The organism is Saccharothrix xinjiangensis, from assembly GCF_039527585.1.
Taxonomy (GTDB): Bacteria; Actinomycetota; Actinomycetes; order Mycobacteriales; family Pseudonocardiaceae; genus Actinosynnema; species Actinosynnema xinjiangensis.
In genome coordinates this window covers 101,530-116,624 of sequence record NZ_BAAAKE010000029.1, presented here as the reverse complement: position 1 = coordinate 116,624, position 15,095 = coordinate 101,530, and the positions used below count along the sequence as shown (strand labels likewise).

The window sequence follows — 15,095 nt, the reverse complement described above, 5'->3', positions numbered from 1 at the left end:
AGCGGGGGTGGTCCTGCCTCGACGTCGAGGCCGGGCGGGATGACCTCGTGCTCCCCGCGCGAGCGGGGGTGGTCCCTTCCGCACGATCTGCCGGAACAGCGAGTTCAGGTGCTCCCCGCGCGAGCGGGGGTGGTCCCTCGCCGGCCCGCACCCCGGCCACGAAGGCCTCGTGCTCCCCGCGCGAGCGGGGGTGGTCCGGCGGGCGCCTCTGCCGGTTGGGCTACGGGGGCGTGCTCCCCGCGCGAGCGGGGGTGGTCCCCTGGTCGGGCTACACCGTGTGGCTGCGCCTGGAGTGCTCCCCGCGCGAGCGGGGGTGGTCCGTCGCGCCACGCCGGGCTGAGGTCGGGCGAGTCGTGCTCCCCGCGCGAGCGGGGGTGGTCCCGCGGCGTCGGCGTAGTTCACGCGGTGGTGGTCGTGCTCCCCGCGCGAGCGGGGGTGGTCCGCCGGCCGCCACGCCCGGCGCCACGCCCGGCGTGTGCTCCCCGCGCGAGCGGGGGTGGTCCGACCTCGGCCGAGGGCCAGCCCGGCGCCAGCTCGTGCTCCCCGCGCGAGCGGGGGTGGTCCCTTCCAGGCCACCGGCGACGGCATGATCCAGATGGTGCTCCCCGCGCGAGCGGGGGTGGTCCCTACATCAACGACCTACAGACCGACGTGGACAAGTGCTCCCCGCGCGAGCGGGGGTGGTCCCGCGCGGTCCGACAGCGGCTCGATCTTGGGGTGGTGCTCCCCGCGCGAGCGGGGGTGGTCCCCTGCCCGCGCTGTCGGGGGGAGACGAGCTGATGTGCTCCCCGCGCGAGCGGGGGTGGTCCGGCGGGCCGGAACAAGGTCGTGATGTTCGAGCGGTGCTCCCCGCGCGAGCGGGGGTGGTCCGGTTGCCCTGTTGCGCGAGCTGGTACGCGGTCAGGTGCTCCCCGCGCGAGCGGGGGTGGTCCCCCAAGGCCGCCGGCGGCTGGGCCTACTGCGTCGTGCTCCCCGCGCGAGCGGGGGTGGTCCACTGCGCCAGGTGCTCAACGCGGACACGAAGAGTGCTCCCCGCGCGAGCGGGGGTGGTCCGCGGGACAGCAGCACGGCGCCGACCGATCCCGCGTGCTCCCCGCGCGAGCGGGGGTGGTCCGCGGGACAGCAGCACGGCGCCGACCGATCCCGCGTGCTCCCCGCGCGAGCGGGGGTGGTCCGTGCATGCCGGCCATGGCGCCCTTGACCTCGCGGTGCTCCCCGCGCGAGCGGGGGTGGTCCGCCGGAGACCATGCTCGACGCCCTCTCCCACGGGTGCTCCCCGCGCGAGCGGGGGTGGTCCACGGGAGTGATCCACATGGCTCGTGTGCGTCTGGTGCTCCCCGCGCGAGCGGGGGTGGTCCGGCTGCGACCCCTCACGCGCTGTGGCTTGTCGTGTGCTCCCCGCGCGAGCGGGGGTGGTCCCGTGTGGATCACGAACGAGCCGTTGTCGCGGATCTGGGCAACGCCTTCACCCACGCGGTGGCCGGCGACGTCGACGCGACCAGGGCGGCCCTCATCGCGGCCCACGCCTCCCTGTTCCACCTCCGCGACGCCGAGGGCGTGAGCGGCGGCACCGACCGGCGGTTCTGGCCACCGTCACCTGTCCCACGTTCGGCTAAAGCGCCACTGGGTGATCCCGGCCGATACTCCCTGTCGGAGGACCTTCGACAGGGGCCGCGCCATGCCGGGACATGACCAAAACCGCGACCGCGTCCACAACGTCGTGACCGGTCCCGTGCTCGCCCCGCTCGTCCAGGCCGGGACCATCACCGGCGGCGTGCACGTCACCCCGCACGTCACCCCCGTGCCGCGCCAGCTCCCCGCCCCACCCGCCGGGTTCACCGGACGCCGCCACGAGCTGACCAGGCTGACCGAACTCCTCGACGACGCGGCCGACCGCGGCGGCACCGTGCTCATCTCGGCCCTGTCCGGCGTCGGCGGCATCGGCAAGACCTGGCTCGCCCTGCACTGGGCGCACCGCAACGCCGACCGCTTCCCCGACGGCCAGCTCTTCGTCGACCTGCGGGGCTTCGCATCCGACGGCGCACCGCTGTCCGCGGAGGCCGCGATGCGCGGCTTTCTGACGGGCCTTGGCGTGGCACCCGACCGCGTACCGCCCGAACCGGGGGCCCAGGTCGGACTGTACCGGAGCCTGGTGGCGGACCGGCGGGTGCTGGTCGTGCTGGACAACGCCGCCGACACCGGCCAAGTGGCCCCACTGCTGCCCGGCAGCACCTCCTGCGCGGTCCTCGTGACCAGCCGCCACCACCTGCCCGGCCTGCTCACCGGCCACGGCGCCCACGCACTCGTGCTGACCGAATTGTCCGACACCGAGGCCCGCCGCCTCCTCGAACGCCGCCTCGGCCCCGACCGGCTCGCCGCCGAACCGGAGGCCACCGCCGAACTGCTGACCTGCTGCGCCGGACTGCCCCTGGCCCTGGGCATCGTCGCGGGCCGAGCGCTCGCGCACCCGGACCTGCCCCTGGCGGTGCTTGCCGCCGAACTGCGCGACGTCACCACCCGCCTCACCGCCCTGGACGAGGAGGACTCCCCGGCCAACCTCACCGCCGTGCTCTCGTGGTCGCACGCGGCACTACCGCCGGACCGAGCCGAGGCGTTCGCCCTGCTGGGAATCGCACCCGGCACCGGCTTCGGCCCGGAGAGCGCCGCCACCACCACAGGACTCAACCCCACCGGGACGGCCGTGCTGCTGCGCGCGCTGGAGCGCGCCTCCCTGACGCAACAACCCTCGCCCGGCCGCTACCGCCTGCACGACCTGGTGCGCCTGCACGCCGCCGACCGCGCGGTCCGCGACCTGCCCGACCGGGTAGCACCGGCACTGCGGCGACTGGTCGACCACTACCTGTGTCCGGACCGCTCCGACTCTTCGGATTCCGGACCTACCTTTCGGGCCACGCTTCGGGTGTTCGGGCCTACCGTTCGGGTCGCTGTGGGGCGGTGGTGATCGGCCTGGAGAATGCGCCGTGTGCCGGAGCTGGGTGTGCTGCCAGGGGGCGCCCCGCCGGCGTCCGAGGGGTTCGAGCTGGTCTTCGCGGACGAGTTCGGCGAGCAGCGGGTGGGGTTGACCGAGGCGTGGTCGGTGCCGTTGGAGTCGTGTCGGCCGGTGCGGGGGTTCCCGTCGTTCAAGGGGCAGCGGCACCACGTGGGCCGCTGGTGGACCGCCACGACGGAGACGTTGGTGGGGTTCGAGTCGTGGCTGGAGCGGGACCGGTTGATCCTGCTGGACTTCGACCCTGCGGTGGTGGGGATCGCCTCGCAGCCGTTCTGGTTGTTCTTCACCACCGCCGAGGGCAAGCGGCGTTCGCACGCGCCGGACTACTTCGCGCGGCTGGTCGACGGGTCGGCGCTGGTGCTGGACTGCCGCCCGACAGCCCGGATCAAGCCGCGGGACCGGGTGGCGTTCGAGGTGACCGCGCGGGCGTGCGCGGTGCTGGGTTGGCGTTACGAGGTGGTCGACGCGGCGGCGCCGGTGCTGATGGGCAACGTGCGATGGTTGGCCGCCTACCGGCACCCGCGCCACGACCTGGCGGCGGTCGCGGGCGCGCTGCGGGAGGTGTTCGCCGAGCCTGCCGGGCTGCTGGAGGGCGCGGGGGCGGTGGGTGATCCGATCGCGGTGTTGCCGGTGTTGTTTCACCTGCTGTGGCGTCGGGAGCTGCGTGTCGAGCTGTCGACGCCGCTGCACACCGGGGCGGTGGTGAGCTGGTGACGGGCCTGGCGCGGCCGGTGCTGCGGGTGGGGGACACGGTCGCTTTCGACGGCGGGGAGCACCTGGTCGTCGGGTTGGCGGGCACGTCGGTGCGGTTGCGGGAGGAGTCCGGGGCGGAGCAGGTGGTGCTGGCCGGGCACCTGATGGCGGCGGCGGACTTCGCGGTCCTGGACGCCGCCGGGCAGCCCGCACCGACGCCGGCGGTCGAGCCGTTCGGGCTGTTGGAGGCGTTGCCCGCGGAGGTGGTCGAGGCCGCGCGGTGCTGGCGCGCGCATGTCGTGGAGGTCGAGACCAGCCTGCCGCCGGGGGCGGAAGGCGCCGCGCCGCGACCCGGCTACGACCCGGCTGCGACGTCGTTGACCGACCGGCAGCGGGTCAAGGCGGCCGAGTTGGGGGTCACGGTCCGCACGCTGGAGGTGAAGCGGGCGCGCTACGCGGCGCAGGGGTTGTGGGGTCTGGTCGACCAGCGGGCGACGCGCCGGTTCGACGTCGCGGGGCAGGCCGACGCCAGGGTGGTGGCGGTGCTGCGGGAACTGATCGCGGCGGAGGCGAACGCCTCCACGGGCACGCGGTCGCGGCTGATCCGGCGCGCGGTCAAGCGGGTGGAGGAGCTGCACGGGCCGGGGGTGGTGCCGCTGCCGGGCAAGACCGCGTTCTACGCGCTGGTCGAGCGGTTGTCGGTCGGGCGGCACACGTTCGGGTCGGCGGTGACGCGGCGGCAGACGGCGAACCGGCCCGACGGGGAGTTCACCGTGACGCTGGCGACGCGGCCCGGGGAGCAGGTCCAGATCGACTCCACGCCGATCGACGTGCTGGTGCTGGCAGCCGACGGCGTCCCGGTCAGGGCGGACCTGACCATCGCCGTCGACGTCGCCACGCGCACGATCTGCGCCGCGGTGCTGCGCCCGGTCGGCACGAAGGCGGTGGACGCGGCGTTGCTGCTGGCGAGGATGCTGGTCCCGGAGCCGATGCGGCCGGGCTGGTCGCCGGCGCTGGGGATGGCGGGGTCGGTGCTGCCGCACGAGCGGCTGCTGGCGGTGGACGCGCGGATGCGCGAGGCGGCGGCGCGGCCGGTGATCGTCCCGGACCAGGTGGTCATCGACCACGGCAGGGTGTTCGTCTCGGAGACCTTCAGCCGGGCCTGCGAGCGGTTGGGGATCTCGATCCAGCCGGCGCGCAAGGGCACGCCGACAGACAAGTCGGTGGTCGAGGCGACGTTCGACGCGATCAAGACGCTGTTCGCGCAACACGTCGCCGGGTTCAAGGGCTCCGACCCGACACTTCGCGGGCGGGACGTCGCGGCGGTCTGGACGGTCGGGGAGTTGCAGGACCTGCTGGACGAGTGGCTGATCGTCGGCTGGCAGCACCGGCCGCACGAGGCGCTGCGCGACCCGCACGCGCCACGCCAGGTGCTGACCCCGAACGAGCGCTACGCCGGGCTGGTCGCCGTCGCCGGCTACCTGCCGGTCACGCTCTCGGGCACCGACTACCTGGAGCTGCTGCCGGCGAAGTGGCGGGTGATCAACGACTACGGCATCAGCCTGGACCTGCGCACCTACGACTGCGCCGAGCTGGGCCCCTGGCGGCGGCAGCACTCCGGGCTGGCGGGCAAGAACGGGCGATGGGAGGTCCATTACGACCCCTATGACCTGTCGCAGGTATTCGTCCGCACCCCCGAGGGCTGGGTCACCGCGCCCTGGATGCACCGGGGGCTGGTCACCGCGCCGTTCGCCGACTTCACCTGGCGGCACGCGCGCCGCCTGGTCGCCGAGTCCGGCCGCCAGGTCACCGAAGCCGAGATCGCCCGCGCCCTGGACGCGCTGCTCACCCGCGCCGAACACGGCCCCGACAAGGCCGGGGCGCGGGTCGCGGCCCGCACCCGCGCGGCGGCCGAAACCTTCGCCCGTCCGTCCGTCGACTCGCCCGCCACGGTCGCGGTCGCGGCGGACCCGACGCCCGCGCAGACCGCGCGGGTGATCCCGTTCGGCGTGTTCGACGCCGACGCCGAAGCCGAAAGGTGGCCATGACCGGCCTGCACGACCGTCCCGCCGAGTCCGGCGACGACCCCGCAGGGCAGGTGGTCGAGGAGCCGTTGACCACCAAGGAGGGCTGGTCGCGGTTCGTCGCCGACCAGATCGAGGCCCCGCCCGAGCCCGGTCCGGCCGCGCCGGCGGCGCTGACCGGAGAGCAGCGCGACGCCCTGGTCGAGGCGCGGCGGGACTACCACGCGCGGCTGCCGCTGGTGAACACCCCGACCATCCGGGAGGTCCTGGCGACCGGCCGGCTGCTGGTCCAGCTCAACCGCGGCCAGGTCTCCGCGCGGCGCGGGCTGATCCTGTCCGGTGCGTCGGGGACGGGCAAGACCACCGCGTTGACCCTGCTGGGGCGCACGCACGAACGCGCCGCCCGACGTCGTCTCCCGGCCGCCGCCGGGGCGCACAGGCTGCCGGTCATCTACGTCACCGTCCCTCCGGCCGCGACGCCGAAGATGCTCGCGGGGGAGTTCGCGCGGTTCCTGGGCCTGGAGTTCCGGGCGCGGGCGAACCTGCCCGAGATCGTCAACGCGGTCTGCACCACCGCCACCAGGGCGGGGGTCGAGCTGGTCCTGGTCGACGAGCTGCACAACCTCAACCTGGCCACCCGCTCCGGCGCGGAGGTCTCCGACCAGCTCAAATACTTCGCCGAACGGCTGCCCGCGACCTTCGCCTACGCCGGGATCGAGCTGGAGTCGGGGGGCCTGTTCGCCGGGGTCCGCGGGCGGCAGATCGCCGGGCGGTTCACCCTGATCGGCTCCGCGCCGTTCGACCACGGCACCACCGCCCAACGCGGGGACTGGCAGGCCCTGGTCGCCACGCTGGAGTCCACGCTGCGCCTGCGCCGCCACGTCCCCGGCACGCTGGTCGGGCTCGCCGACTACCTCTACCACCGCACCGGCGGCATGATCGGCAGCCTCTCGCAGCTCGTCCGGGGCGGGGCGCTGCTGGCCGTCGACGGCGAGGAACGCCTGACCCGCGAGCTGCTGGACCTGGTCCCGGTCGACCACGCCGCCGACCGCGCGAGCAGCCGCACCACCGCCGGCCGCGCGTCCCGGACCAGGCCCACCGCGCGCAAGGCGGGCACCTGATGGGCTCCCGGTTGCCGATCGCGGTCCGGCCCGCGGCCAACGAGATCGCCATGTCCTACCTGGCCCGGCTCGCCGCCCTGCACGCCATGCCGATGCGCGAACTCTGGGACCAGGTCAGCGCCCGCCGCCGCGCCTACGGCGCGGGCCGGATGCTGGACACCACCCTGTTCACCGAGGTGGTCAACCAGCCCCGCGCACGTCTGGACCGCGCGGTGGTCGAGCTGCGCCGGCCCCGCCCGGACTGGTGGTCGCTGCGCCACGAACCCCAACGCGGCTGCCACCGCTGCGACGCCGCCCACCCTGGCGGCACCCCGCTGCGGCTGCTGGGCCACCACGACTACCTCTGCACCCGCCACCGGATCTGGATCGGCCCACCCGACCAGGCCGAGCACCCCCAACCCGACCTGCACGGCCTGCCCGAGGTCGTCACCGCCCAGCACGCCCACCGGCGGCTGCTGCGCCGCCTCGGCCCGGCCGCGACCTACGACGCCGTGCTCACCGGCTTCTTCCTCTGCGCCCACCGCTGGCAACACCACGACCCCACCGGCCCCGGCGACGCCCACCACCGGTGGGACCGCCGCGCCCGGCTGCTCATCCCACCGGGCACCGAGACCGCCACCTTCAGCCCGTCACGGTTGTTCGCCGCCACCTACCCCGAAGCCGTCGCCCTGGCCGGGCTGCTGGGACCACTGCACGGGCGCCGCCTGGCCGCCGGCGGCCCCGACGACCAGCGCCGCTTCGCCGCCGAGATCGCCCGCCGCCTCGGCCTGACCGACTACCGGCCCCTCCGCTCGGGCGACGCCATCGCGCACTGGATCGACCAGCGCTGCTGGCAGCCCCCGGTCCTGCCGCACAGCTCCTACCGGCGCGAACGCACCTTCGGCGGCAAGACCTACCGCAAACCCGTCGCCACCGCCGAGCAAACCCGCCGCAACACCGCCGCCGCCTTCGCCGAACACCGCCGCGGCGGCGCGATGATCCTGTTCCACCGCACGATGGCCCCGCTGTTCGGTCTCACCCGCGCACTGGCCACCAGCGACACCCTCACCGAACTCGACATCACCCCGTCGTACACCAGGCAGCACGGAACGCGAAGCCCGCTCGAAGCCGGCCACCTCCGGCCCGAACCGACACCCACGACCTGGCTGGACACCGCCACCGAACCCCTGCCCTGGACCAACCAGACCGGTCCCCGGCACTCCTACCGCGACCACCCCTACTTCCCCGGCGGCTGATCCAACCCCACGATCCGAAAACCAGGCCCGGACAACCCGTTCCGAAGTTAACCGGACCCAGCCTCCACGCAGCAGGTCAAGGGGGTTGAGACCGGCGGGCTTCGTTGACCGGGTGGTCGGTGTTCCGGGCCGGACCCCACCGGCTGCGATCACCAGGAGTGCGGGTCTTCGGACGCCGCCGGTGTTGGCTCCGCATCGTGACAGTGGCCCACATCCCCTCCCGATAGGCCGTTCGGTCTAGAGATTCTGCGCTTTCGTGTGAATCTTTCGGGTGTGGCCGGGTTCACCCGAACGCGACATCGCGTTGCGCTGCGCGGCGGCACATCCTTCGTTCAGGTGATGCGCATCACTCCCCGGTGGACCCCGGTCCACCACCCCACCCGCGGCACGGACACCCCGGCTGGCCCTCGCACCCCGAGGGCGGACGGGGGCCGATCGCGACCCGACGTGTGCTTCACCGGCGTCGGGCCGCGATCCGGCGTCGGGCCACCGAAGGAATCGGAGCGCGTCATGAGAACAACCCGTCCGGCTTTGACGATCTGCGGGGCCACCACGGCCCTTCTGGCCCTGGCCCTGGTCGTCGTCCCGCCCGCGTCGGCGGCCACGGCCAGCACCTGCACCATCGCCCCGGTCACCGACCCGACCGACATCACCACCGTCACCTCCACCACCATCGACGGCACCCCCGGCCCCGACCTGATCGTCTGCGCGTTCGGTGTGCACGAGGGCACCACCGTCAACGGCGACGACGGCGACGACGTCTTCGCCGTCACCATCGACCCCACCGTCAGCGACGCTGTGCTGAGCGCCAATCTAGGCATCCTCGACGGCGGACCCGGCAACGACACCATCACCTCCACCGAGACCCGGACCGTACGCTCCGGCAACGAGGGCACCATGCTCGGCGGCGAGGGCGACGACATCCTCACCGCCGAAGCCCCCATCGCCGGCGGACGCGGCAACCGGGGCACGATGGACGGCGGTGCCGGCAACGACGCGATCTCCGCCACCGGCTTCGGGGCCGGTAACGACCTCGGCGCAACCATCCTCGGCGGCGACGGCGACGACACCGTCCTCGCAGTCGCCGCACAGCCGCTGTTGAGCCTGGGCAATGACGGCTCGATCGACGCCGGCGCGGGCAACGACCTGCTGACCATCGAGGGCGGTGCGGTCGGCAACGGCCGCCTGGTCGAACTCGGCGACGGCAACGACACCCTGGTCGCCACCGCCCTCCGCCCCGTCGGAGGCGAGGCCAACGCCCGGACCGGTGTGGTCCGCGGCGGTGACGGCGACGACACCATCACCGCCGACTCCCCCAGCCGGGGCAACGCGGGACAACTGCTCGGCGAGGCCGGCGAAGACACCATCCTCGCCGCCGGCATCACCGCCAATACTCGCTTCGCCCTCATCGACGGCGGCCCGGACGACGACACCTGCGTGCTGGGGGGCGTCAACATGGGCACGGTGCAGAACTGCTGAACCCGCCCCACATCGCCGGCCCCGGCGGGCACCGACCGTGCCCGCGGGGGCCGTCGGCCCACACCACGATTTCCCCCTGTGGATGGGGAGCGGAGGAGTCCACGACGAGTACGTGTCGCCGCATTGTCCACTTCAGTGATGACCGCCTGCGCGCTGTCGCCAGCCGCCGCCGCGGCCCACGCCGACCCGACCGGGTCCGCCCTGGCGTGAGAGGACGCCGACAACCAGATCAGCGCCGGTTTCACCTCCGGCAAAGCCATCGTGGCCACCAGCATCTTCCACGGCTGCGGCTCGGTGGAGGTCCCCTCGATCGTGCCGGGCAGGGTGCAACCCAGGACCGGCACCGCCGTGGGCACCCCCGGCGCCGTGACGATCAACGTCCCCCGGTGGACGATCCTCTGGTACGACGCCTTCGACACCGAGGTCGCCGAAAGCACCGCCAACCTCAGTTGCCCGGCAGCGCGACGGCCAGCGTACGGGCGCTCCAGGCGACCAGGACGCCGCGGCGGGCCAGGTGGAGCCCCACCGACCCGATGTGGTGCAGGTCCGGGGTGTCCAGCCGGATGTAGGCCAGAATCTGCCGATTTCTGTGAACTAACGCCGTTGACCCACTAGGGAAGGTGGGGTTCCGGCAGTCTGGAAGACGGCGCTCGACCCCGACGACCTGGCCACCGTCACCCCGTACACCACCCACCGCATCCGCCGCTTCGGCGACCGGGTGGGCGCCGGACCTGCCCCCGCCGCGGCAGCAACCGGTCACCCGCCCAAATCCGTGCCGGGCGCGTGCCGTTTCCCGGCGGCGGCATCCCCGCGCCGGTACCGCGGATGCCGCGTGGGCGCACCACTTCGACGAAGGGCGGAAGCCGTAGTCGATCGTCCTGACCGCCGGGCAACGTGGCGGCAACCCGCGGTTCATTCCGGTCCCGGCCGGGATCCGGGTCTCGTCGGCCCGGGGTTTGTCCTGTGGGCCGCCGGTCCCGCCGGGCACGGTCGGTGCCCGCCGGGGCCGGCGATGTGGTGCGGGGTTCAGCAGTTCTGCACCGTGCCTTGGTTGACGCCTCCCAGCGCGCAGGTGTCGTCGTCCGGGCCGCCGTCGATGAGGCCGGTGGAGTTGTTGGCGGTGACGCCGGCGGCGAGGATGGTGTCCTCGCCGGCCTCGCCGAGCAGTTGCCCCGCGTTGCCCACGCGGACACCGTCGGCGTTGATGGTGTCGTCGCCGTCACCACCGCGGGCCGCGGCGCCCGAGCCGTTGCCCACGCCGTTGAGGGGGTCGACGGCGGTCATGACCAGGGTGTCGTTGCCGTCGCCGAGTTCGACGGTCTGGCGGTTGCCGAAGGTACCGCCCTCGAGGGTCACGAGGTCGTTGCCCGCGCCGGCGTCGATCGAGCCGGAATTGCCTGTGGTTGCCCGCGGAAATGCGCCGACCGCGAGGACGATGTCGTCGCCCTCGCCGCCGAGCATGGTGCCGACGAAGTTACCGGTGAAGAGGCCGGTGGCGGAGATCGCGTCGTTGCCGGCACCGCCGTCCATCGTGCCGCCGGCCCCGTTGCCGCTTGCGAGGGGGGCTTCGGCGGTGAGGATGTCGTCGCCCTCGCCGCCGAGCATGGTGCCCGAGTTGCCGCGGGCGGTCCCGTCCCGGGGGTCGGTGGAGGTGATGGCGTCGTTGCCGGGTCCGCCGTCGAGGGTGCCGAGGTTGGGGCTTTGCACAGCGTCGCTGACGGTGGGGTCGATGGTGACGGCGAAGACGTCGTCGCCGTCGTCGCCGTTGACGGTGGTGCCCTCGTGCACACCGAACGCGCAGACGATCAGGTCGGGGCCGGGGGTGCCGTCGATGGTGGTGGAGGTGACGGTGGTGATGTCGGTCGGGTCGGTGACCGGGGCGATGGTGCAGGTGCTGGCCGTGGCCGCCGACGCGGGCGGGACGACGACCAGGGCCAGGGCCAGAAGGGCCGTGGTGGCCCCGCAGATCACCAGGGCCGGACGGGTTGCTCTCATGACGCGCTCCGATTCCTTCGGTGGCCCGGCGCCGGATCGCGGCCCGGCGCCGGCGAAGCACGCGTCGGGTCGCGATCCGGCCCCGGTCGGCCCTCGGGGTGCGAGGGTCGGGTCGGGGGTGCCGGTGCCGCGGGTGGGGTGGTGGACCGGGGTCCACCGGGGAGTGATGCGCATCACCTGAGCGAAGGATGTGTCGCCGCGCAGCGCAACGCGATGTCGCGTTCGGGTGAACTCTGCTACACCCGAAAGATTCACACGAAAGCGCAGAACTCCTACACCGAACGGCCTATCGGGAAGGGTGTGAGGCGCTGTCGCACCCCGACCCGGCGCCGGTGCCGACGGCGCCCGGAAGACCCTCACCCCCGGTGATCACAGTCGGTGGGGTTCAACCCGGAACCCCGACCACTCGATCAATGAAGCCTGCCGGTCTCAAGCACCGAACCGGACCCGACCACGTCCGGGTGACCCGCACGACGACGAACGGGAAGCGCGGGTCACCTGGGTGAAACCCGTGTGGATCACGCAGCGTCCCTCTCCGGTCGGGATCAGTCGCCGCCGGGGTTCCCGGTGTCGGCCGATGACTCCCGGGCCGGGCCCCGAACGCCGACGACCACCGAATCCGCAAGGTTGCCCCGAACAACACGAGATCGCACTGTCCGGACCTAGTCTTCGTGTCGCAGGTCAGCCCACGACCCACTCGCAAGGTTCAAGCGGAACGGACAACCTGCACACCGCCCACGCGGCCAGAGGCCTGCTCGACCCGCACACCGAGGCACTGGACCTGCCCGCGCCCGAACCCGGCAGCCGCCCCCTGGTGCCACCGAACGCCGCCACGGCCCTGACGTGGTTCGACACCGAACACCAAGCGCTGCTGGCCGTGCAACGCACAGCGTTCGACCGCGGCTGGTGGAACCGGACGTGGCAACTGGCGTGGACCCTGACCACCTTCCACTACCGACGCGGGCGCCTGCACGACGACGTGTCGACCTGGCAACTGGCCGCGGCGGCGACCGACCGACTGGGCCCAGGCCCCGCCGCGATCACCGCCCGCCGCCACCTCGGCCACGCCTGCGCCAGAACCGGCCGCTCAACCGAAGCGCTCAACCACCTGCACCGCGCCCTCGCGAACGCCGACGCCCTGACCGACCGACCCCAGCAAGCCCACACCCACCGCATGCTGGCACTGACGTGGTGGCGGCAGGGCGACGACCACCGGGCACGCGACCACGCCCGCGCCGCCCTGCGACTGTTCTACGCCCTGGACGACCGACCGCGCCAAGCCGACGCCGAAAACCAGATCGCCTGGTACTCGACCAAACTGGGCGACCACGACACGGCCCGCGCCTCCTGCGCCCGAGCCCTGGCCCTGTACCGGGCAGGCGGCGACCGCGACGGCGAGGCGTCGACCCTGGACACGATGGGACACCTGGCCGGACTGACCGGCGACCACACCTCGGCACTGGAGCACTATCGGGACTCCCTCACACTGTTCCAGGCCCTGGGCCACGCCTATAAGGAAGCCAACACCCTGGACCGCCTCGGCCACACCCACGCCGCCCTCGGGCATACCGAGGACGCCCGCCTGGTCTGGACGCGCGCAATCGAGCTGTACCGGGACCAACAACGCACCACCGCCACAAGAGGTACAGCGGCTGTTGGCCGCCCTAGCTTGACTCTGTCGGTGGTCTTGGAACGGTCGGTGTGTCGTGGAGGGTGACCAGTAGGTATTGAGACGAAAGTGTGCGGCGCCTTCATCTCGACGGCGAACCCGCTGGTCAGCGGCTTTAGGTGCAGGCAAGCGAACACTTTCGAAGCAATGACAGCGAGGCTTCAGGGAATCCGCGAAGGAGCTATCGTCAAGGCCTGTGGATCAATTTCTTCAGGCGGCTTCCTCGTCGGATCGTTCGACCAGGACTCGGCAGGTTCAGGCGGTGGAAGCATCTGCTGTGCGGGGTTCGGTGAATACCTCGCTGGGTTTCCTCCAGTTGTGGATCTTACGGGGCCGGTTGTTGATCTCGGCGGCGATGGCGGCGAGGTGGCGCAGGTCGGAGGGGATCTCGACGCCCTTGGGCAGGAACTCGCGCACGATCCGGTTGAGATTTTCGTTGCCGCCGCGGTCCCAGGGTGAGCGCGGATAGGCGAGGAACACCGGCAGGCCGGTGGCGGCGACATCCTTGTGCAGGGCCATCCCCTCGCCGCAGTCCCAGGTCGACGACCGTGTGATCGAGGCGGGCGGCGAGCCGACAACGGAGATGATCAGACCATTTGATTCGCAGTCGCGTGATAGGACACCTCGTCGGCCGTTGCCTTCCTCGGCCCTTCTCGGTGATCCTGACCATGTCGACCAGAGGAAGGTGGAGCGGGTGGACGGATCGGCCATACCGCAGGAGACGGCGTTCCACATCCCGTTCCCCCCTGCGGTCAGCCCCGATGTGTCCGCGGTGCACCCGGACTCGATGGCGTGGCTGCGCCGACACGGGATGCTCGGAAGCGACGCGGCGGCACGGCGGTTGGAAGGATGGCGGCTCACCGAACTGGCCGGTCGCTTCTTCCCTGACGCCCGTGGCGAGGACCTGCGCCTGGGTGCGGACGTCATGGGGTTCTTCTTTCTGTTCGACGACCAGTTCGACCACCCCGACGGCCTGCGGGCCGAGGTGGTCGCGGTCAGCAAGGAGTTGCTGCGCCTGACATCCCTGCCCCCCGGCCCCGCACCCGCGGGGACCGGCCCGGCGGTCACGGCGTGGGCGGATCTCTGGGAGCGTTCCTGCCGGGGGATGTCGCCGGCGTGGCGGGTCAGGGCGGCCCGCGAATGGCGGCGGTACTTCATCGGGAACCTGGAGGAGTCCGTCGCACGGGAGGACGTGCCCGGCGAGTCCGTGGAGGGCTACCTCCGGCTGCGCGCGCTGACCATCGGCACCACGCCCGTGTACGACCTGTGCGAACGCACCCAGCACTTCGAGGTCCCGGACGAGGTCCTGGACAGCCACCACGTCCAGGCACTGAGGGACCTGGCCACCGAGGTGGTCATCCTGTGCAACGACGTGGCCTCCACGGTCAAGGAGAACGCCCGCGGTGACACCCTCAACGCCGTGCTCTTCCTCGAACAGCGCCACGGGTCGGAGCGTGAACAGGCTGTCGCGCGCGTCCGGCGGATGGTCGAAGACCGCCTCGCCGCCTTCCGGCGACTGCGCGACCGCACCTCCCGGACGTGTGCGGCACTCGACCTCACCGCCGAGCAGTGCGACCTGGTCGACCGCTACGTGCGCACGGCCCTGATGTCGGTGGTGCGCGGCAACTACGACTGGCAACGGCGGAGCTCGCGCTTCTCGGCCGACGATGCCCGCCCCGGAACCCTGCCCGGCTACCTCGACGACCTCGTCGGGCGCCCCCGGACGGTCGGTCCGTCTCTCGACGCCGCGGATGGTTCGTGACATCGCCTTCCTGCCGCACCGGCGCCTGACCGTCATGAACTCACTGCTCGGAGCCCGCTTCGGGTGACCGCTACTCTTTCGGCCGCTTGCTGTCGATCACGATGCGT

General features: G+C 72.6%; 9 protein-coding genes, 1 pseudogene and 1 CRISPR repeat array (1 of these 11 running past the window's edge). Of the genes and pseudogenes, 8 read left to right on the top strand and 2 right to left on the bottom strand.

Annotated elements, in window-relative coordinates; all coding sequences use genetic code 11:
* Positions 1-1,419: direct repeats of the CRISPR family, unit length 28 nt; unit sequence GTGCTCCCCGCGCGAGCGGGGGTGGTCC (it extends 197 nt beyond the left edge of the window).
* Between the two features lie 259 nt (positions 1,420-1,678).
* The 6 genes from ABD223_RS36760 (at position 1,679) to ABD223_RS36735 (ending at position 9,562) form a co-directional block, all read left to right on the top strand.
* Positions 1,679-2,962, top strand: a complete 1,284-nt coding sequence (locus ABD223_RS36760; RefSeq protein ID WP_344041648.1) for an NB-ARC domain-containing protein — start codon at positions 1,679-1,681, stop codon at positions 2,960-2,962.
* Between the two features lie 21 nt (positions 2,963-2,983).
* Positions 2,984-3,724: a TnsA-like heteromeric transposase endonuclease subunit gene (locus tag ABD223_RS36755; RefSeq protein ID WP_344041646.1), complete on the top strand. Its 741-nt coding sequence runs from the start codon at positions 2,984-2,986 to the stop codon at positions 3,722-3,724.
* Positions 3,721-5,751 (top strand): Mu transposase C-terminal domain-containing protein, encoded by a 2,031-nt coding sequence (locus ABD223_RS36750; protein WP_344041644.1) that lies wholly within the window; start codon positions 3,721-3,723, stop codon positions 5,749-5,751. The genes ABD223_RS36755 and ABD223_RS36750 overlap by 4 nt, the downstream gene beginning before the upstream one ends.
* Positions 5,748-6,848 (top strand): AAA family ATPase, encoded by a 1,101-nt coding sequence (locus ABD223_RS36745; protein WP_344041642.1) that lies wholly within the window; start codon positions 5,748-5,750, stop codon positions 6,846-6,848. The genes ABD223_RS36750 and ABD223_RS36745 overlap by 4 nt, the downstream gene beginning before the upstream one ends.
* Positions 6,848-8,083, top strand: coding sequence for a TniQ family protein (locus tag ABD223_RS36740; protein ID WP_344041640.1), 1,236 nt, complete (start codon positions 6,848-6,850; stop codon positions 8,081-8,083). The genes ABD223_RS36745 and ABD223_RS36740 overlap by 1 nt, the downstream gene beginning before the upstream one ends.
* Before the next feature lie 510 nt (positions 8,084-8,593).
* Positions 8,594-9,562 carry a hypothetical protein gene (locus ABD223_RS36735; RefSeq protein ID WP_344041638.1) on the top strand — a complete coding sequence of 323 codons (969 nt, stop codon included), beginning with the start codon at positions 8,594-8,596 and terminating at the stop codon, positions 9,560-9,562.
* A 1,026-nt stretch (positions 9,563-10,588) separates the two neighbouring features.
* Here the strand turns inward: ABD223_RS36735 and ABD223_RS36730 are convergent.
* Positions 10,589-11,917 (bottom strand): autotransporter outer membrane beta-barrel domain-containing protein, encoded by a 1,329-nt coding sequence (locus tag ABD223_RS36730; protein ID WP_344041636.1) that lies wholly within the window; start codon positions 11,915-11,917, stop codon positions 10,589-10,591.
* 151 nt (positions 11,918-12,068) lie between these two features.
* Between ABD223_RS36730 and ABD223_RS36725 the strand changes: the two genes are divergently transcribed.
* Positions 12,069-13,274 (top strand): tetratricopeptide repeat protein, encoded by a 1,206-nt coding sequence (locus tag ABD223_RS36725; RefSeq protein ID WP_344041634.1) that lies wholly within the window; start codon positions 12,069-12,071, stop codon positions 13,272-13,274.
* 207 nt (positions 13,275-13,481) lie between these two features.
* On the opposite strand, the pseudogene ABD223_RS36720 reads toward ABD223_RS36725, so the two are convergent.
* Positions 13,482-13,814, bottom strand: a pseudogene (locus ABD223_RS36720) (transposase); the annotation flags it as partial.
* A 106-nt stretch (positions 13,815-13,920) separates the two neighbouring features.
* On the opposite strand from ABD223_RS36720, the gene ABD223_RS36715 reads away from it, so the two are divergent.
* Complete coding sequence (locus ABD223_RS36715) at positions 13,921-14,988, top strand: terpene synthase family protein (protein WP_344041630.1); 1,068 nt, start codon at positions 13,921-13,923, stop codon at positions 14,986-14,988.
* Positions 14,989-15,095 lie beyond the last annotated feature (107 nt).

Excerpts from the sequence above, each read along its gene's own strand:
- ABD223_RS36735 (WP_344041638.1), top strand. The coding sequence starts at position 8,594 with ATGAGAACAACCCGTCCGGCTTTGACGATCTGCGGGGCCACCACGGCC.
- ABD223_RS36740 (WP_344041640.1), top strand. The coding sequence starts at position 6,848 with ATGGGCTCCCGGTTGCCGATCGCGGTCCGGCCCGCGGCCAACGAGATC.
- ABD223_RS36760 (WP_344041648.1), top strand. The coding sequence starts at position 1,679 with ATGCCGGGACATGACCAAAACCGCGACCGCGTCCACAACGTCGTGACC.
- ABD223_RS36745 (WP_344041642.1), top strand. The coding sequence starts at position 5,748 with ATGACCGGCCTGCACGACCGTCCCGCCGAGTCCGGCGACGACCCCGCA.